11 protein-coding genes and 1 pseudogene are annotated in these 18496 nt (G+C 72.6%); 6 read left to right on the forward strand and 6 right to left on the reverse strand.

All coding sequences use genetic code 11. The annotated features are described in order from the left end of the window. Positions 1 to 55: 55 nt before the first annotated feature. From narI to OG559_RS23135, 4 genes are read right to left on the reverse strand one after another with little or no spacing between them, the layout of a single operon-like run. Entirely contained in the window at positions 56 to 817 is a 762-nt protein-coding gene (gene narI, locus OG559_RS23120; protein WP_405106844.1) for a respiratory nitrate reductase subunit gamma, read from the reverse strand. 55 nt (positions 818 to 872) lie between these two features. After that, positions 873 to 1493, reverse strand: a complete 621-nt coding sequence (narJ, locus tag OG559_RS23125) for a nitrate reductase molybdenum cofactor assembly chaperone (RefSeq protein ID WP_405106846.1) — start codon at positions 1491 to 1493, stop codon at positions 873 to 875. Beyond that, positions 1490 to 3187, reverse strand: coding sequence for a nitrate reductase subunit beta (gene narH / locus OG559_RS23130; protein WP_405106848.1), 1698 nt, complete (start codon positions 3185 to 3187; stop codon positions 1490 to 1492). Before narH ends, narJ begins: the two co-directional genes overlap by 4 nt. Continuing rightward, positions 3187 to 6852, reverse strand: a complete 3666-nt coding sequence (locus OG559_RS23135) for a nitrate reductase subunit alpha (RefSeq protein WP_405106850.1) — start codon at positions 6850 to 6852, stop codon at positions 3187 to 3189. The genes narH and OG559_RS23135 overlap by 1 nt, the downstream gene beginning before the upstream one ends. 183 nt (positions 6853 to 7035) lie before the next feature. Between OG559_RS23135 and OG559_RS23140 the strand changes: the two are divergent. Further along, a pseudogene (locus OG559_RS23140) lies at positions 7036 to 7194 on the forward strand (radical SAM/SPASM domain-containing protein); the annotation flags it as partial. A gap of 13 nt (positions 7195 to 7207) precedes the next feature. On the opposite strand, the gene OG559_RS23145 reads toward OG559_RS23140, so the two are convergent. After that, positions 7208 to 7648 (reverse strand): hemerythrin domain-containing protein, encoded by a 441-nt coding sequence (locus tag OG559_RS23145; RefSeq protein WP_405106852.1) that lies wholly within the window; start codon positions 7646 to 7648, stop codon positions 7208 to 7210. A 208-nt stretch (positions 7649 to 7856) separates the two neighbouring features. On the opposite strand from OG559_RS23145, the gene OG559_RS23150 reads away from it, so the two are divergent. Beyond that, positions 7857 to 8561, forward strand: coding sequence for a helix-turn-helix transcriptional regulator (locus OG559_RS23150; RefSeq protein ID WP_405106854.1), 705 nt, complete (start codon positions 7857 to 7859; stop codon positions 8559 to 8561). Beyond that, positions 8516 to 9283 (forward strand): YwiC-like family protein, encoded by a 768-nt coding sequence (locus OG559_RS23155; RefSeq protein ID WP_405116903.1) that lies wholly within the window; start codon positions 8516 to 8518, stop codon positions 9281 to 9283. The genes OG559_RS23150 and OG559_RS23155 overlap by 46 nt, the downstream gene beginning before the upstream one ends. Positions 9284 to 9317: 34 nt before the next feature. On the opposite strand, the gene OG559_RS23160 is transcribed toward OG559_RS23155, so the two are convergent. Beyond that, a complete protein-coding gene (locus OG559_RS23160) occupies positions 9318 to 10016 on the reverse strand; it encodes a hypothetical protein (RefSeq protein WP_405106856.1) in 699 nt (232 codons plus the stop codon). Here OG559_RS23160 and OG559_RS23165 point away from each other — a divergent pair. From OG559_RS23165 to OG559_RS23175, 3 genes are all read left to right on the forward strand, one after another. Beyond that, on the forward strand, positions 10008 to 12116 hold the full coding sequence (locus tag OG559_RS23165; protein WP_405106858.1) for a protein kinase domain-containing protein: 2109 nt from the start codon (positions 10008 to 10010) through the stop codon (positions 12114 to 12116). The two genes, OG559_RS23160 and OG559_RS23165, sit on opposite strands and share 9 nt — an antisense overlap. Positions 12117 to 12565: 449 nt before the next feature. Further along, complete coding sequence (locus OG559_RS23170) at positions 12566 to 13423, forward strand: DUF4132 domain-containing protein (RefSeq protein WP_405106860.1); 858 nt, start codon at positions 12566 to 12568, stop codon at positions 13421 to 13423. Positions 13424 to 13428: 5 nt separating this feature from the next. Further along, positions 13429 to 18486 carry a hypothetical protein gene (locus OG559_RS23175; RefSeq protein ID WP_405106863.1) on the forward strand — a complete coding sequence of 1686 codons (5058 nt, stop codon included), beginning with the start codon at positions 13429 to 13431 and terminating at the stop codon, positions 18484 to 18486. Positions 18487 to 18496 lie beyond the last annotated feature (10 nt).

Consider the following 18496-nt stretch of genomic DNA (forward strand, 5'->3'; position numbering starts at 1 on the left):
GATGGCCCTCCGGCGGCGGCCCGGGTGCCGCCGAGGTACCGGACCCGTACGGTGTTCACCGGCGCGAGCGAGGCCGGCCGCCGCGGGGGACGGGTGGCTTCGGCGGGCCCTCCCAGCCGGGCCGGGTCGGCCGCAGCCCGGGCCGGTCGTCCCGGCTTCGGTACACCACGTACGGGCGGGTGGCGTAGCCGACCGGTGCGCTGAAGGCGTGGACGAGCCGGGTGAACGGCCAGAACGCGAAGAGGGCGAAGGCCGCCAGGATGTGGATCTGGAAGCCCACCGGGACGTGGGCCATGATCTCCGGGTCGGGGCTGAGGTAGAACAGCGACCGGAACCACGGGGAGACCGTCTCCCGGTAGTCGTAGCCGCCCCCGGCCACGTTGGCCCGCACGGTGGCCAGCAGCCCCAGCACGATCACCCCGGCGAGCACCACGTACATGGCCTTGTCGTTGCGGGTGGTGGCGGCGAAGACCGGCCCGGTCCGCCGGCGCCGGACGATCAGGATGCTCAGCCCGATCAGGGTGCACAGGCCCGCCACGGTGCCGATGAACACGGCCATCAGGTGGTACATGTGCTCCGTGATGCCCACCGCCTCGGTCCACGCCTTCGGCACCAGCAGACCGCCGATGTGACCGACCAGCACCATCAGCACCCCGAAGTGGAACAGCGGGCTGCCCCACCGCAGGATGGCGCTCTCGTAGAGCTGGGACGAGCGGGTGGTCCAGCCGAACTTGTCGTACCGGTGGCGCCAGATCAGACCCCCGACCAGGACCGCCATGGCCAGGTACGGGTACACCGCCCACAGCAGCATGTTCATCGGTGCCACCCTTCGTTTGCGACTGCCGTGCTCCGCCGTGCCGCGTTCCCCGCGCTCACCGACGGCCTCCTGTCGTGTCGACGAGCCCGAACGGTTCCAGGCCGACCTGCTCCACCGGCGGGCCGGTGCGGGCCAGGCGGGCCGCCGCGGCGAGGTCGCCGGGCTGGGCGGGCGGCAGCATTTCGCAGACCGCGGCCACCGCCTGCCGGTAGACCGACTTCTCCCGCCCCAGCGCCGCGACCAGCAGGTCGAGGCCGACCCGGTTCTCCCGCAGCAACCGCCACCCGCCGTCGTCGACGGCGGCCAGGTCGAGCACCGCGGGCAGGAAGTCGGGCAGCTCGCCGTCGACGACGGTCAGCCCGGCCTGCTTGTACGCCGTGGAGAACCCGACCAGCGCCTCCCCGCGGCGGCGGGTGTCACCGCAGGTGTAGTAGGTCAGGTGCAGACAGCAGCGGCGCCGGAAGTCGAACAGCTGCACGTAGGCGGACCGCAGCTCGACGGGCTCGGTCGCCTCCCGGTGGGTCACCACCTCGCGCAGCGGCGCGGCCACCTGGGCCGGCAGGCCGTCGAGCGCGGCGCGCACGGTGGGCAGCGCCGCGAGCACCTCATCGTCGGGGTAGCGCAGCAGCAGGGACGCCGCGCGGGCGGCCACCGCCCGCCAGGTCGGCTGGCTCACGGGTTACCTCCGTCGACGTGTCCGGATTCGGGGCGACGAGGCGGGAAGAGGCCCTTCGGGCTGCCCTTGCCGTCCCAGTTGAGCAGGTTGACCCGGCGCGGTTCGTCGCCCGGGTCGGTGAAGCCCTCGGCGGTCTGCCGGTCGCGGAGCATGTGGAAGGTCTCCACCTGCACCGGCACCGGCGTGCCGGACGACTCCCCGAAGGGGCCCTGCCCGTACGGTCCGCCGCCGCCCATCCCGGGGCCGCCCTCGTAGTCCAGGCTGCACTCGGTGGCGATCTTCTCCAGCCGGTGGGCGTCCTCGGCGTGCGCGGCGGGGATGACGTAGCGCTGCTCGTACTTGGCGATGGCGAGCAGCCGGTACATCTCGTCCACCTCGGCGCCGGTCATGCCGACCGCGGCGGCGATCGACTCGTCGGGCGCCTCACCCAGGTTGATCCGGCGCTGGTACGCGCGCATGGCGGCGAGCCGGTTCAGCACCCCGCGCACCGGTTCCGGGTCGCCGGCGGTGAAGAGCTCGGCGAGGTACTCCACCGGGATGCGCAGCGCGTCGATGGCGCCGAACAGGTTGCCGGCCTCCTCCGCGTCGTGGCCGGTGTCCCGCAGCACGTCGGCCACCGGCGACAGCGGCGGGATGTACCAGACCATCGGCATGGTCCGGTACTCCGGGTGCAACGGCAGCGCCACCTCGTACCGCATGATCAGGTCCCAGACCGGGGAGCGTTGCGCCGCCTCGATCCAGTCGTCCGCGATGCCCGCCTCCCGGGCGGCCGCGACCACCTGCGGGTCGTGCGGGTCGAGGAAGACCGAGCGCTGCGCGTCGTACAGGTCGTGCTCGTTCTCGATGGCGGCGGCCTCGGCGACCCGGTCGACGTCGTAGAGCATCAGCCCGAGGTAGCGCAGCCGCCCCACGCAGGTCTCGGAGCAGATGGTCGGCTGGCCGATCTCGATGCGCGGGAAGCAGAAGGTGCACTTCTCGGCCTTGCCGGTGCGGTGGTTGAAGTAGATCTTCTTGTACGGGCAGCCGGTGACGCACATCCGCCAGCCCCGGCAGCGGTCCTGGTCGACCAGGACGATGCCGTCCTCGGCCCGCTTGTAGATCGCCCCGGACGGGCAGGAGGCCGCACAGGACGGGTTGAGGCAGTGCTCGCAGATCCGCGGCAGGAAGAACATGAAGGTGTTCTCGAACTCCTGCTTCACCTGGCCGGAGATCTTCGCCAGCACCGGGTCGCCGGCGGCGATCTCGTTGCCGCCGGCGAGCGAGTCGTCCCAGTTGGCGCTCCAGGTGATCTTCGTGTCCTCGCCGGTGAGCAGCGACTTCGGGCGGGCCACCGGAGTGTCCTCCCCGGCCGGCGCGTTGATCAGGTGCTCGTAGTCGTACGTCCACGGCTCGTAGTAGTCCCGCATGGACGGCAGCTTCGGGTTGGCGAAGATGCTGAACATCTTCTTCACCCGACCGCCGGAGCGCGGCTTGAGCTTGCCGGAGCGGGTCCGCACCCAGCCGCCCTGCCAGCGCTCCTGGTCCTCGTACGTGCGTGGGTAGCCCTGCCCGGGGCGGGTCTCCACGTTGTTGAACCAGACGTACTCGACCCCCGACCGGTTGGTCCACGCCTGCTTGCAGGTCACCGAGCAGGTGTGACACCCGATGCACTTGTCGAGGTTCATCACCATCGCCATCTGCGCCATCACCCGCATCAGTACTGCACCTCCTGGGAGCGGCGGCGGATCACGGTGACCTCGTCGCGTTGGTTGCCGGTGGGGCCGAGGTAGTTGAAGGCGAACGACAGCTGCGCGTACCCGCCGATCAGGTGGGTGGGCTTGACCAGCAGCCGGGTCAGCGAGTTGTGGATGCCGCCGCGGCGGCCGTTGGTCTCCGACTTCGGCACGTCGATCACCCGCTCCTGGGCGTGGTACATGTAGACCGTGCCCTCGGGCATCTTGTGGCTCACCACGGCCCGGCAGACCACGACGCCGTTACGGTTGACCGCCTCGATCCATTCGTTGTCCCGTACGCCGATCTTCTCCGCGTCCGCCTCGCTCATCCACATCGTCGGGCCGCCCCGGGAGAGGGTCAGCATGATCAGGTTGTCCTGGTACTCGGAGTGGATGGACCACTTCGAGTGCGGGGTGAGGTACCGGACGGTGATCTCCAGCTCCCCGTTGCGGCCGAGTCTCGGCTCGCCGAAGAGCTTGTGCATGTCCAGCGGCGGCCGGAAGATCGGCAGCCCCTCGCCGGCCTCGTGCATCCAGTCGTGGTCGAGGAAGAAGTGCTGCCGGCCGGTGAGCGTGTGCCAGGGCTTGAGCCGCTCGGTGTTGATGGTGAACGGGGAGTAGCGCCGGCCGCCGTGCTCGCTGCCCGACCACTCCGGGCTGGTGATCACCGGCACCGGGCGGGCCTGGGTGTCGGCGAAGGTGATCTTCTTGCCCTCGTGCTCGGCGGCCAGGTCGGCCAGGCGTACCCCGGTGCGCTTCTCCAGGTCCTCGAAGCCGACGGTGGCCACCCGGCCGTTGGTGGTGCCGGACAGCGCCAGGATCGCCTCGCAGGCGTGCACGTCCTTCGCCAGCGACGGCCGCCCGTCGGCAACGCCGCCGTGCACCTCGCCGTTCTTGCGGCGCAGGTACTCCACCTCTGGGCGGACGTCGACCGAGAAGCCCTTCACGGTGGTGCCGAGGGTGTCCATCAGTGGCCCGAGCGCGGCCATCTTGTCGGCGATCGCGCCGTAGTCCCGCTCGACCACGATGAGCTTCGACATGGTCCGGCCCGGCACCGGGGTCTCGCCGGTGGCCGCCCAGTCGCGGACCCGGCCGTGCGGGGTCGCCATGGCGTCCGGGGTGTCGTGCAGCAGCGGCGCCGCGACCAGATCCTTGCGTACGCCCAGGCGGGTGGCCGCCATCGACGAGAACGCCTTCGCGATGCCGTGGAAGGCGTCGAAGTCCGTCCGGGTCTGCCACGGCGGGTTGATCGCCGGGGTGAAGGCGTGCACGAACGGGTGCATGTCCGTGCTGCTCAGGTCGTGCTTCTCGTACCAGGTGGCGGCCGGCAGCACGATGTCGGAGAAGAGCGTCGTGGAGGTCATCCGGAAGTCCAACGACAGCAGCAGGTCGAGCTTGCCCTCCGGCGCCTCCTCCCGCCAGGTCACGTCCTTCGGCCGCAGCTCCTCCGGCGCCTCCTCGGCGCGCAGGTTCGCGTCGGTGCCGAGCAGGTGGCGCAGGAAGTACTCGTTGCCCTTCGCCGACGAGCCGAGCAGGTTGGCCCGCCACACCGTCAGCACCCGCGGCCAGTTCTCCGGCGCGTCCGGGTCGGTGCAGGCGAACTTCACGTCTCCCTGACCGAGCCGCTCCGCCACCCAGCCCGCCGGGTCGTCCGGCCGGGCCGCGAGGGCCTCGTCGGCCAGGTCGAGTGGGCTGCGGTCGAAGGTCGGCATCGACGGCATCCAACCGGCGCGCGCCGACTGCGCCAGCAGGTCCATGGTGTGCTTGCCGGCGAACGCGCCGGTGCCGGTGGGGGAGGAGACCACGTCGGCGGAGTACGTGTCGTAGCGCCACTGGCCGGTGTGCACGTACCAGAAGGCGGTGCCGATCATCTGCCGTGGCGGGCGCACCCAGTCCAGGCCGGACGCGAGCTGCGTCCACCCGGTCGCCGGGCGGCACTTCTCCTGCCCGACGTAGTGCGCCCAGCCGCCGCCGTTGACGCCCTGGCAGCCGGTCAGGGTCACCAGCGCCAGAATCGCCCGGTAGGTGGCGTCGGAGTGGAACCAGTGGTTGGTGCCGGCGCCGAGCAGGATCATCGACCGGCCGCCGGAGCGTTCCGCGTTGTCGGCGAACTCCCGCGCCACCCGGGCCACCTGCGCCGCAGGCACCCCGGTGATCGGCTCCTGCCACGCCGGCGTGTACGGCACCTCGCCGTCGTCGTACCCGGCCGGCCACTGGCCGGGCAGGCCGTCGCGGCCCACCCCGTACTGGGCCAGCAGCAGGTCGAAGACGCTCGTCACCAGCTGACCCTCAACCGTCCGGGTCGGCACGCCGCGACGCAGCACCTGCGGGGTGTCGGTGTCGAACCGGGGCAGCTCCACCTCCACCGCGTCGCCCGTCCCGAGGCAGGTCAGCGCCGGCTCCAGGTCGCCCAGGTCCAGGTTCCACTCGCCCTGCTTCTCGCCCCAGCGATGGCCGAGGCTGCCCCGGGGCACGGCGGGCGCGTCGGTGGCGGAGTCCCAGAGCACCGTCTTGAAGGCCGCCTCCTTCCCGGTCCCGCCCAGGTCCTCGGCGGTGAGGAACTTGCCCGGCCGGTACGCCCCGTCGGCGCCCGCCTCCAGGGTCACCAGGAACGGCAGGTCGGTGAAGCGGCGTACGTAGTCGACGAACCTGGGGGTGCGCCGTTCGACGAAGAACTCCTTGAGGATGACGTGTCCCATCGCCATCGCCAGGGCCCCGTCGGTGCCCGGCTGGGCGGGTATCCACTCGTCGGCGAACTTCACGTTGTCGGCGAAGTCCGGGCTGACCACCACGACCTTCTGGCCCCGGTAGCGGGCCTCGGCCATCCAGTGCGCGTCGGGGGTGCGGGTCACCGGGACGTTGGAGCCCCACATGACGAGGTAGGAGGCGTCCCACCAGTCCCCGGACTCGGGCACGTCGGTCTGGTCCCCGAAGACCTGCGGGGAAGCCACCGGCAGGTCGGCGTACCAGTCGTAGAACGACAGCATCGAGCCGCCGAGCAGCGACATGAAACGGGCGCCCACGGCGTGCGACACCATCGACATCGCCGGGATCGGCGAGAAGCCGGCGACCCGGTCCGGGCCGTACTCGGCGATCGCGTGCACGTGCGCGGCGGCGATCATCTCCTGGGCCTCGTCCCAGGAGATCCGCACCAGGCCGCCCTTGCCGCGCGCCCGCTGGTACCGGCGGCGGCGCTCCGGGTCGGCCTGGATCTCCGCCCAGGCGGCCACCGGGTCACCGAGGCGACTCCTGGCCTCCCGGTACATCTCCAACAGCACGCCCCGGGCGTACGGGTAGCGCACCCGGGTGGGTGAGTAGGTGTACCAGGAGAAGGCGGCCCCGCGGGGGCAGCCGCGCGGCTCGTACTCCGGCCGGTCCGGTCCGACGCTCGGGTAGTCGGTCTGCTGCTGCTCCCAGGTGATGATGCCGTCCTTGACGTACACCTTCCAGGAGCACGAGCCGGTGCAGTTCACCCCGTGCGTGGAGCGGACCACCTTGTCGTAGGACCAGCGGTCCCGGTAGAAGGCATCCGCCTCCCGGCCGCCGATCTGGTGCAGCGTCCGGCCGTCGGCGGAGACCTCGGCCCGGCGCACCAGGCCCCCCACGGCCAACAGCGCCCGCCCCGCACCCTCGGTCGCTCGCGACATACGCCTCATTCCTCCGCTAGACAGCCGTGACGCCCCCCGTTCCCCGCAACCGCGCCGGAGCGCAACTCGCGAGCGGGGCGTCCCGGTCATCGTGCCGACGCGTTACTTCGCGCAACCAGGCCGAAGGTCCCGAGATCATCCGGCGCTGTGTCCGGTCGCCGCCGTGGAACGGTCGCGAGACCTCGGTCCCGGTTGGGCGGTCATTGGGCGTCTGCGAGCTCCGGGCCGTCTGCGGCGGAACCCGGGCCCGGGCGTACGCCACCACGGGCGACGTCTACGCCGAGGAGCCCGGCTGCCGGCTACCTGCCCGGCTCCTTCCCGTACCCGGAGGTGGTGTCCTGAGCCGGCGGAGGGCCTAGCGGGCCGGGTCGGCCGTCGGGGTGATCCGGTCCCAGGCCGAGATCGGCAGCGTGATCACCGCGGCCGGGAAGAGCCCGTGCTCCTCGTTGTCGATGTGCCGGTGCAGCCGGTCGAGAGCGGCCAGCACCGCCGGCCAGTCCGGCGTGGCCCGGTCGACGCCGCCGAGTACGCCGTGGATGTCGTCGTGCTCGGCGCAGAGCTTCGCCACGGCCTCGGCCAGGCTGCCCTCGGCCCGCAGCTCCGCGAAGAGACCGTCCTCCTCGGTGGTGGTGTGCGGCAGCAGGAGGGCGACCAGCGCGTCCAGCGCCGGCAGGGCGTCGTCACCGCCGGCCCGGACCGCGACGCGGAGCCGACCCGCGGCGTTCGCGATCGCCTCGTGCTCGGCGGAGAGCTGGCCGACCAGCGGAAACTCCCGGCAGCCGCAGTAGTTGCACACGAGCGTTCACCCCCTGACGGATGTCATCGTGCGTACGGCGTCGGCGTCGACGGTAGGGCCGAACGGCCCGGCCCGCCGGGACGGCGGGCCCTGCCCCGACCGTCCGGCGCCGAACAGACTGCTTCAGACCGTGACCCCCGTGGAGCACGAGGCGGACACGGAACCCTCCAGGGTTTTCGGGCTGAACGGCGTTGTAACGTTATTCAACGTGGAAACCCCGAGAACGGGGCCGACCGGCGAGACGATCGACCCCCACCGACACCGGGCCCTCGGCACCCCCAGCCGGGCCTCGATCCTGGAGATGGTGCGCGCCGCCGACACCGGCATGACGATCGCCGAGGTGGGGGAGCGGACCGGCCTGCACCCCTCCACGGCCCGCGCCCACCTCGACCGGCTGGTCGACGCCGGGCTGCTGGTCAAGGCGCGGGCCAGCGGCGGCCAGCCCGGGCGGCCGGCGTGGCGCTACCGGGTGGCCATCGCCGAGGCCCCGGCGCCCGCGCCGTACCGGACGCTCACCGCCGCCCTGCTCGACTACCTGTCCCGCCGCGGTCGCAGCGACGTCCGGGCCGAGGCCACCCGCGCCGGCCACGACTGGGGGCGCCACCTCGCCGCCGCCACCGCCCCCGGCGGCGACCCGGTCGACACCCTGCTCGACGTCCTGCGCGGGCTGGGCTTCAGCCCCCGCCTGCACGAGACGGCCGACGGGACGACCGAGATCCACCTGCACACCTGCCCCTTCCTGGAACTGGTGAAGCGCAACCCCGACGCGATCTGCGCGCTGCACGTCGGCGTCGTCCGCGGCACGCTCGAACACGCCGGCGCCCCACCGGCCGGCGCCGTGCTCGAGCCTTTCGGCGCCCCCGACGCCTGCGTGGTGCGGCTGGCCCTGCCGCAGCTCCGGAGAGACCGGTGACCAACCGTCGCCGGATCCGCCGCTTCCTGCCGCCGCAGCACGGTGCCTGGGCAATGCTTCTGCTGCCGTACGCCGTCGGTGTCGTGCTGGTCGGCCCGCACTGGCCGCAGGTGCCGCTGCTCGGCGCCTGGCTGGCCGGCTACCTACTTTCCTACTACGCCTTCCAGGCGATCAAGAGCCGTCGACCGCGCCGCTTCGCCGACCAGTTGCTGGCCTACGGCCTGGTGACGACGCCGCTCGCGCTGATCGTGCTGTTCGCTCGGCCGACGGTGCTCTGGTACGCCCCCGTCTACGCCGTGCTGCTGACGGTCAACGCCGGCTACGCCTGGCGACGGCGGGAGCGCGCCCTGCTCAACGACCTCGCCTCCGTGGCGCAGAGCTGTCTGCTGGTCCTCGTGCTCGCCACCCTGTCCGGGGTGCCGCTCGCCGAGGTCGTCCCCGCGTTCCTGGCCGTGATGCTGTACCTGGTCGGCACCGTCCTGTACGTCAAGACCATGATCCGGGAACGTGGGGATGCCGGCTATCTCCGCCTCTCCATCGGGTTCCACGTGGTCGCCCTGATCGTGGCGGCCTGGCTCGACGTGCTGCTCGCACCGGTCTTCGTGCTGCTCCTGGCCCGGGCCGTGATCCTGCCGGCGCGGCGGCTGCCGCCGGTGCGGGTAGGGCTGATCGAGACCGTCTGCTGCCTGCTCGTCCTTGCCGCGGTGCTGGTCGCGCTCTAGGAACTCCCGACAGAATGATCTAGGGGCCGCCAGGTCAACCCTGCGGCGTCGGCTCTGGGGCACCGCTGCCCGGGATCAGCACGGCGGTGCTCCAGTCGCCGAGGAATGCGCTGGCGTCGAGGTCCAGGGCGATGTCCTGGTCGCCACCGAAGCTGATGCCACCCAGTCTGCTGACCTCGATGTACCAGGGCGACAGGCCATCGCGTACTCCGTCGGGGGACATGCAGGTGCCGCCCAGGTGCTCGACGTGGAAGACGTCGTACATGTTCGGTACGTCGACGTAGGCGTCGTTGTCGGACGGGAAGCCCACCGGTGGTACGCCTGCGTTGGGGTCGTCACGGGGAACCAGCCACAGGGGACCGTACTGGCCGTGCCGTGCCCTCCACGAGGCGTTGTCCACCTCGCCGTCGGCGAGGGAAGGAGCCGCAGCGGGGCGAGTTGCTCGTGGTCCGTTCAACTCCGCCTCGGTCAGCCACACCATGGCCAGCAGCGACGCCACCCCGTCGTCGGCGATCTGGAGCTGAGGGTGAGCCTGGGCCTGGGCAAGTTCGGCCCAGAACGGGTGCTCGGGCTGCGCGACATCGGCGGACTGCCCGGCGATGACCGCCGCGACCTCCGGCAGCGGGTCCTCGAAGTAGAGCTCGTCCTCACATTGGAACACCGCGACGGCCACCAGGTCGGGTCCGCGCCGCCGGTACGACTCGGGCAGCCGCAGCGTGAAGCAGTGCAGCATCGGTTGACCGGTACGGGGGGAGCGGGGCCAGGCCCGAACATCGATGCCGGGCCCGGCCTGGTCGGCCCACCCCGCCGGGAGCCTGGGCCGGTCTCCGGCCATGTCGGCGACGTTGTCGGTGGTCCAGATGTCGAATGCCTCGGTGGCCATGGGCCGGACACTACCCTGGCAGGGATTTCGACCCAGAACCACCATGATTCGGACGGACGTCAGCCTTTCAACCTCTGTAGCATCGCTGCGACGACGAGGGGGTGCCGAGTGAACGACATCATCCCGACCCTGCCCGATCTGGGGCTGGAGTTCCTCCCCCTCGACCCGGGCGATCCCGGTACGGTGGGCGACATCCGGCTGCTCGGCCGGATAGGCGAAGGCGGCATGGGCCGGGTCTACCTTGGAGTGACCCAGGCCGGTCGGGCCATGGCGGTGAAGGTCGTCAAGGATCCCTACTCGACTGATCCCTCGTTCCGTGCCCGCTTCGCGCGTGAGGCCGCGATCGCCCGGCGGGTCGGCGGCGTCTTCACCGCCCCCGTGCTCAGCCACGACTCCGAAGCCGTCCGCCCGTGGCTGGCGACCGCCTTCGTGCCGGGCCCCAATCTCGCCGTCGCCGTCGCGCGCCACGGAACACTGCCGCTGAACGGCGTGTGGCGCCTCGCCGCCGGGGTGGCCGAAGCCCTCAACGCCATCCACGCCGCCGGCATCACCCACCGTGACCTGAAGCCCGGCAACGTGCTGCTCGCCGCCGACGGACCCCGCGTCATCGACTTCGGCATCTCCCGGGCCGACGGCGAGCTCGACCTCACCCAGACCGGCGTCCGGATGGGCACCCCGTCCTACATGTCACCGGAACAGCTGCGCGGCGAGCGATCCACCCCTGCCACGGACATCTTCGCCCTCGGCTCCGTCGTCGCCTTCGCCGCCACCGGGAAGGCCCCTTTCCGCGCCGGCAGCGACGGGGAACTCGTCTACCGCGTCACCCAGGGCGAACCCACTCTCGACGGCATCACAGATCCGGGACTGCGGGAGCTGATCAGCCGGTGCCTGGCCAAGGAGCCGCATCTGCGCCCCACGCCGCAGGACGTCATCGCCGCCTACATCGACCGCAGCGCGGCACCCGCCGGGCAGGACTGGCTCCCCGAAGGCCTTGAGGAAACCCTCACCCAGGCGGGGATCGCTTCGACCATCCCCATCGGATCACCCGCCGCCACACTGGCTCTGACCGCCGTGCTGACCGACACCTCATCGGTCGGTCCGGACCGGCTCACCACCGTCGCCCATGGGCGGGATCCCGCTCCCGAGCACGTCGGCGCGACGCCGACCAAGCTACCGGATCTGACGACCTATGCCATGCCGCCGACCGACACGCGGCGCCGGAGATGGCGTCGACCGGTCATCGCCGGGGTGATCGGCGTGCTTGTGGTGATACTGGCCGGGGCCTATCTCGCCGATGGCAGCGCGAAACGCCGTGAGCCTTCGGCCGGCAGCTCCCCGACGGAAGCTGCCGTCGTGGCCGCCGCCCCGGCTGCCACCGGGGCCTCCCGCCCTTCCAGTGTTCCCCGCGCCACCGGTACGACCGGCGCATCCGATGGCGGCCCCGCCGTGGCTACCAGCCTTCCGGTCGGTCCGACGCCGACCAGGGCCGATCCGGGCACCCCGGTGCCGACCAAGGCCCATCCGGGTGCCGGGGCGCCGACCAAGGCCGATCCGGGCACCCCGGTGTTGCCCTCGGGCCCGTTCAGCACCGACAACATGGTGATCGTGAGCTCCGACGGCACCGTGCTCAGCACCACCGGCACGAACGACGGCTCGAAGGTGGTGACCACCGCCTGGCGGAACGTTCCCGGCCAGAGGTGGAAACTCGCCGGCAAGATCATGGTCGTGAGATCCTCTCCGTCCAAGCAGCACACCATCGGCTACGACGGGCTCGGCGTGCTGTCGCCGGCCAGCAGCGGAAATGTCTTCGGGTGGGTCTACGACTCGGCGAAACGTCAGCTCCACAACGGGAACTCGAGCGGGTGCCTGACCTCCCACGGCCCCGGCCGGCAGGTCACCTACGGCATGTGCGACGGCAGCCAGAACCAGCGTTGGCGAATAGTGTCGTGATCGCTCCACCCCGCGATGCGCTCACAGGCGGTTCTTGCTGTTGCGGGCTTCCTCGCCCACGTGTCGGGCGGCCTGGGTGCCCTGGTCGCGGACTTCGGCCGCAGCCTGTTGCTTGACCGGGCCGGAGTGCGCCTGAGCCTGCTGGACCGCCTCGGTCGGGCCGGCGCGGTTCGGTCAACTGCCGCCGTCCCGCCACCGACCTCCCTCGCGTGACCTGGGTCACCACCTCGCCTCGCCGCAGGCCGTCGCCCGACCGTCCGGGCTGCACCCGAACCAGCCGGACCTGCGACTCCCGCGTCCGGTCCTTGTCGTCCCGCCGGCCCGACCCCGGTACGCCCGGCCGGCGGGCCCCTGTCGTGTCGGTCACTACTGTTAGCGTGCCCTGCGTCGTCGACGTGGCCGATTCCTTATGAAATCTGGCTAATTTTTCGCTGCGGAGGGTATTCCTGATGAGCTGGCTACCGGCGGGAGACTCGTACGAGATCTCTCTCGTGGACGGAAAGGTGGCGGCCCGGTCCACCGGCCCGCGGGCAGCCGGCCGTCCACTGAAGACCCTGCCGAAGGGGCTGCGCGACAACCCCGAGGTGGACCGCCTGCGCCAGCTCGCCCAGTGGCTGGACCGGCACGCCGCCGAATGCCTGGCCCGGGTCGACGCCTGGGTGACGTCCTCGCTGCCGGTGCCGACCGGGCTGCTGGCCCGGGTCTGGCCGGACCCGGCCTGGCGGGACGCGCTGCGTGACCTCGTCGTGCTCGGGGACGATCCGGCCGAGCCGGGCTTCCTGCGGGACGTCACCGACACCGGTGACCTGCGCGTGGTCAACCTCGACGGGGAAACCGTCCGGTTCTCGCCGGCCAGCGCCACGCTGCCCCACCCGGTGCGCCTGCCCGACCTGGCCGACCTGGCCGAGTTCGCCGACGAACTGGACGTCATCCAGCGGGTCGAGCAACTGCACCGGGGCACCTGGGACAGGCCCGCCAACCTGAAGGACCGTGACACCACGATCACCGACTTCCGCGGCGCCACGGTCCCCAACCGGCTGGCCGCCCGGGCTGCCACCCTCGGCTTCCGGGTCTCCGGCTCGCAGGTCAAGTGCCGGGTCTGGGAGGCAGGCCGCACGGTCGAGGCTGCCATGTGGTTCGACGAGGACTACTGGGACTCCGAGGCGACCCTGGGCGTGCTCTCCTGGTCGGTCGTGGATGGCCCGACGCTGCGGTTGACCGAGGTCGGGCCGGTGGCCTGGTCGGAAGGAATGCGGATGGCGACGGCCCTGTCCGGCGCCGTGACCGGAACGGGGAAGAAGGGGTGACCGGGATGACGACCATGTCGGGCGAGAATTCGGCCGAGAGCCTGCTGACCGCCGGCGCGGTGCTGCCGACCGGCACCGCAGGGGGCGGCGGCCGGGCGGTGCCCCTCACCGCCCGCACCTACCGGCATCCGGCCCTCGACGATCGTGTGGTGGTCCGCCTCGTCGACGCAGCCCTGGGCGAGGGCGAGGACATCGCCGTCGGGTTCCTCGGCCTGGCGCCGGGTGCCGAGCCGGTCGTCGTCGGGCTGGGCCCGCGCCGCCCGTTGGCCTTTCCGGAGTGGGTGCTGGTCCACCACCCGGCGGACGGCCGGCACGCGTTGGCGGTGGTGCCGGAGTTGCAGAAGCTGGCCAAGCAGGTGCGGTCGCGGCCGAAGGCCGCCCTGGACGGGCACCAGAGCATGGCCGACCGGTTCGTCCGCACGCTGCCGCACCTCCTGCCGACGTTCTTCGAGCAGGCGGCGCGGGTGTTCCTGGCCGCCGGGCAGGACACCTACGCGACGCAACTGTTCAACAAGGCGCGCAAGGCGGAGGCGCAGCACGGCCTGCCGGTCGACCTGAACCGGCTCGACGAGGTCTACGTGGAGTTCGCGTCGGCCAGGGTGGTGTCTGCGACCGCGTTGGCCGGCTACGCGAAGGAGCTGTCCGCCCAGTTGCCGGCCGACGAGGCGCTGGAACGGTTCTGCCGGCTGGCGCTGCGGTCCGCGGCGGCAGGGGTGGTGCCGTCCACGCAGTCGGCCAACGCGGTGAACCGGCTGGTCCGGGCCGCCACCAAGGCCGCTGGCAAGGCCGGCGCCACCGCCGTCGCCGACCGCGAGGCGGCCTACCTGACCGAGCTGCTCCGGCTGCCGGTGGCCGTTGAGGCGCCGGCCGGCTGGTGGAAGGCGCACCTGCCGGCGGTGACGGCGCTGGCCGGCCGCGACCCGGCGATCCGCGGCAGCCTGCTCGACCTGATGCCCACCGACCGGGACAACCTGGTCACGTGGCTGGCCCTGTTGACCGACACCGGTGCGCTCGCCGGACTGTCCGACCCGGACGCGCCGGACACGGCCCGCCCGCAGGACGGCTCCGTCGGCTGGCTGCGCCGCTTCGTGGGCCGGGTCGACTCCGGTCACCACCGCGGCCGGGTGTCGCAGCTGTACCCACTCGTCGAGCGGATGGCCGACCGGCTGCGCGTTGAACTGGCCGACAGCGGCGAGACCCTCGCCGCCGACGGCGACCTGGACCTGCTCGACCTGCTGCTCGCCCTCAACCTGCCGGTGGCCCCGCCGGAGAAGGGCGCCTCCCTGGACCTGGCGCATTGGGCCAAGGTCGAGGGAACGCGGGATCTGCTCGCCGTGGCCGGTGACGACCGGTTCACCGGGGCCCTGCGCCGGGGCCTCGACCACCTCGACGACCAGCAGCATGCCCTGCGTCGGATGGTCGGGACGCCGGGCATCCGGCCGTTGCTGACCGACTGGCTGCGGGCCCGGATCCGTGACCGGTTCGCCACCGGCCTGCCGTATCTGCCGGAGTCGGTGGACTGGCTGGGCAGGCTCCCGGTCGAGGCGCTGCGCCTGGTGTCCGACGACCTCGGTCGGTCCGGTTCCCCCGGTCAGGGCGGCGACCTCGGCCACGCCCTCGGCGTCGACCTCGCTGAGCGCGTCGCCCGCACCCTGCGCGGCGGGATCATCGACGAGCTGGGCTGGCCGGACTGGGAGTTGGCCTGGCAGGAGGTGACCGGTGGCGACCACCGGGTCGAGTTGACCCGGCAGGAAGCCTGGCCGTACGTGATCCTGGGCGGGCCGACCACGGTGCGTGTGCTCGGCGCCGAGGGCATCGTGCTCCGCCACGACCTGCGCATCCCGGCCGACGACTCGTGGGGCCAGCCCGGCTACCACTACGTCGACGGCCAACTGCTGGTCTTCTGGCGTTCCCAGGAGCTCGGCTACGACCTGCGCGGCTACTGGCACTCGTCGCCCGGCGAGCCGCAGCCCATCCTCGGTCGCCACGGTCGCCAGCAGCGCGGGAACCAGATCACCCTGCCGCTGGCCGGCGGCGGGCGGACCACCGGCGACGGCGTGCTGCACGTCGGTGACACCGCTGTCCCGTCGGGGCTGCCGGTCATCACCGACGGCACCTCCCACTGGGTCTACCGCTCCAGCGAGGACGACGGCAACTACGGCTGGCACGAGTACGACCCGGCCAGCAACACCCACGGCCGGCGCAGCCTGCCCCGGTTCCTGGCCGACCTCCCGATCAACGGAAGCCACCTTCAGGAGTCGGCCAGCTGGCTGCGGCCGGCCCTGTCCGACCGGGCCACCCCGGCAGCCGCTCCGGTGGACGGCCTGCTCGGCTGGCGGGTGGTCACCCTGCCGGACGGCTCGGTGCGCGGTGAGGACCTGGCCGGTCGTACCGTCACCGTGGCCCCGGGACAGGAGCCGATCGCGGCGCTGGTGCTGCCCGGCGACGACCGGCCGCGGGCCGTCCTCAAGGGTCTCGCCCTGGTCGATCCGGACGGGGTGGTGTCGGCCGCAGCCGGGCCGCCGTCCAGCCGGGACTACACCTCCGACGCGGTCCCGCTGCCGGGGCGGAGTTTCCTCGGCAACATGCTGCCCCGGGACCCGGCCGGCTCCACCGCGCTGCGCCGGATGGACCGGGACACCGCCGTCGTGCTGCTCAAGGCCGCCCTCGACGAACGCCGCGCCGCCCTGGCCGAAGAGGCCGCGCGGGCCGCCGCCCAGGCGGCGACCCGGTCCCGGTTGACCGCTGCCACGCAGGCCATCACCGGCCTTCCCGTCACCGTCCCGGCGTCCATGGTCGGCGCACCCGCCGGCACTCCCGGTTCCGGACCATCCACCACCGGCGGGAACGACAAGGACGCGCTGGTCGAGCTGGTCCGCTCGACGTTGCCGGCAATCAGCCACGACGCGGTGCTGGCCGGGGTGGCCGGGGTGCTGCGGCTGGCCGCCCGGGTGCGCACCGACCTGGACACGGTGACCGAGCGACTCGCCAGGTCGTTGTCCGCCCCGAAGGCGGTGGCGCCGGTGGCCACCGCGACCGGGCCCACCGACGAGCAGCTCAACCTGGCGCTGGACGGTCTGCGCGGCTCGGCCCACCGGGCGAGCGGTTCGACCCACGCCTTCACCCAGTTCCAGGCGTTCGCCGCCCAGCGGTCCGCCACCACCGGGAGTGAACCCGCCGTGCGGCTGCACCTCGACGGGCCGTCGCTGCCGGCCGCTCTGGACTGGTGGCCCCTGCTCGGCGGTGTCGCGGCCGTCGCCTACCGGGCCGTCACGGCGGTCACCCCCGACGAACACCGGGAGACGCTGCGCGCCCTGCTCACCGAGCTGGACCGGCTCGACCTGAGCGCGGCGGCCGAACCGACCCGGTGGCGCCGGTTGACCCTGCACCTGCTGGACGACGACCTGAACAACCCCGACGGCACGCGCCGGTACCCCAGGCCGGGCATCCTGCCGTTGCCCGACGGGGCGTTCATCGCCGTCCTCAACTCCAGCGGCACGGCCACCGGCTACCGCTTTGATGCGCTGCACCACGACCCGGCCGGCGCGTTCGCCGTGCCCGAGCCGTACACGGTGCAGTCCTCGGCGCCGGTCGGTGACGAACGGCCGGCCGGCTGGCTGGCCGGTTTCCTCACCGAGTCGGCCGCGCGCGGCCCGCTGCCCTGGCAGTCGGAGGCGGCCGAGCGGTTCGCCGAGCTGACCGGCGTCACCCCCACCGCCGCGAAGCTGGTGCTGGCCGGCCTGCCGTACGCGGACTCGGCGAACACCGTGCCGACCGAGTTGCGCAGGGCGCTCGGGGTCAAGCAGGCCGGCGAGGTCAAGCTGGCCTTCGGGATCCTGAACGAGGCCAGACCGCAGCTCCGGCGGGCCGTGGTCTCGGCGCTGCTGCCGGACGACCCGGCCCGGCTGTGGACCGACGGTCCGGCCGTGGCCGCCGCCGCGGCGGTCTGGAACACCGCCCTGGGGCGGCGGGTGGTGGTGCCCGAGCAGTTGCTCGCCGAGGCAATGCGCGCGGTCCGAACCGGCTGGGGACCGGCGAAGGCGTTGCCGGCGCTGCTCGATCCGGCCCGCTCGGTCGAACTGCGCACCGACCTGGCCTTCGAGATCAGGGGCGATCGGGCCCGACAGGTCGACGGCGGGGCAGCGGGCTTCACCGGTGAGGTGCTGCGCTCCACGATCGCCCTGGCGGCCTGGGTCGCCCACCACGCGCCGGCCGGCGACCCGTGCCGGGCCTCGTTGCCGGCCGCGCTGGCCGTGATCCGGGACCGGCTGGCCAACCCCGGCCTGCTGCTCGACCTCGACCAGTACGTCTCCCTGCCCGACTTCCGCCAGGTGGCGGGCACCCCGTCGGAGACCGGCCCTGGCTGGGAACGGTACGGCGCCATCGTCCTGGCCACCCACGACAGCCAACCGTCGCCCGCGCTGCGGCCGGACCTGCTCGACGCCGACGGGACGGACCCGTACCTGCCCGCGCTGCGGTCGGACGCGGCCAAGCCGTACCCGATGGAGGTGGCGCTGCGCCTGGTCCGCGACCCGCGGTTCGCGGCCCTGCTCGGCGACCCGGGGGAGCCGGGCGCCGACGCGCGGGCGGCGGACGGGACCTGGTGGCCGCAGGATCCGACCCGGTCGGTGCCCGACCTGGTCGCCGAGGTGGCCGGGGAGCACGGCCTGGGCGCCGACGCGGCGGCGGTGTACCTGATGCTGCTGGCCATGCCGGACCCGACCGACCGCAACACGGCGAAGTGGACCGGCTGGAAGCCGGCCCGGCTGAAGGCGGCCCGCACCGAACTGGCCGGCACCGATCTGGTCGTCGAGGCCAGCCGGTCCCGGGCCGGCCGGTCGCTGTTCCTGCCCGGCCCGTGGCTGGAGCGCGGCAGCGGACAAGCACCGATCGAGGGCTGGAAGACCGCCCTGCTCGACCTCGCACCCGACGGTACGGCCGCGCTCGGCGTGACCGTGCCGCTCGAACCGGCCGCCGACCTCCACCGGCGGGCCTGGCAACGCCTCCGCGACGGCGACCGGCCCCGGTTCGACAACCTGCCCACCCGCGGCACCCGCCGCTGACCCCCGTCCG

The sequence above is a fragment of the Micromonospora sp. NBC_01405 genome, assembly GCF_045040155.1.
In the GTDB taxonomy this organism is placed as follows: Bacteria; Actinomycetota; Actinomycetes; order Mycobacteriales; family Micromonosporaceae; genus Micromonospora.

What these genes read in the sequence shown, in the direction of transcription:
- narI (WP_405106844.1), bottom strand. Translation starts at nt 817, where the DNA reads ATGAACATGCTGCTGTGGGCGGTGTACCCGTACCTGGCCATGGCGGTC.
- narH (WP_405106848.1), bottom strand. Translation starts at nt 3,187, where the DNA reads ATGCGGGTGATGGCGCAGATGGCGATGGTGATGAACCTCGACAAGTGC.
- OG559_RS23135 (WP_405106850.1), bottom strand. Translation starts at nt 6,852, where the DNA reads ATGTCGCGAGCGACCGAGGGTGCGGGGCGGGCGCTGTTGGCCGTGGGG.
- OG559_RS23160 (WP_405106856.1), bottom strand. Translation starts at nt 10,016, where the DNA reads ATGCTGCACTGCTTCACGCTGCGGCTGCCCGAGTCGTACCGGCGGCGC.
- OG559_RS23170 (WP_405106860.1), top strand. Translation starts at nt 12,566, where the DNA reads ATGAGCTGGCTACCGGCGGGAGACTCGTACGAGATCTCTCTCGTGGAC.
- OG559_RS23175 (WP_405106863.1), top strand. Translation starts at nt 13,429, where the DNA reads ATGACGACCATGTCGGGCGAGAATTCGGCCGAGAGCCTGCTGACCGCC.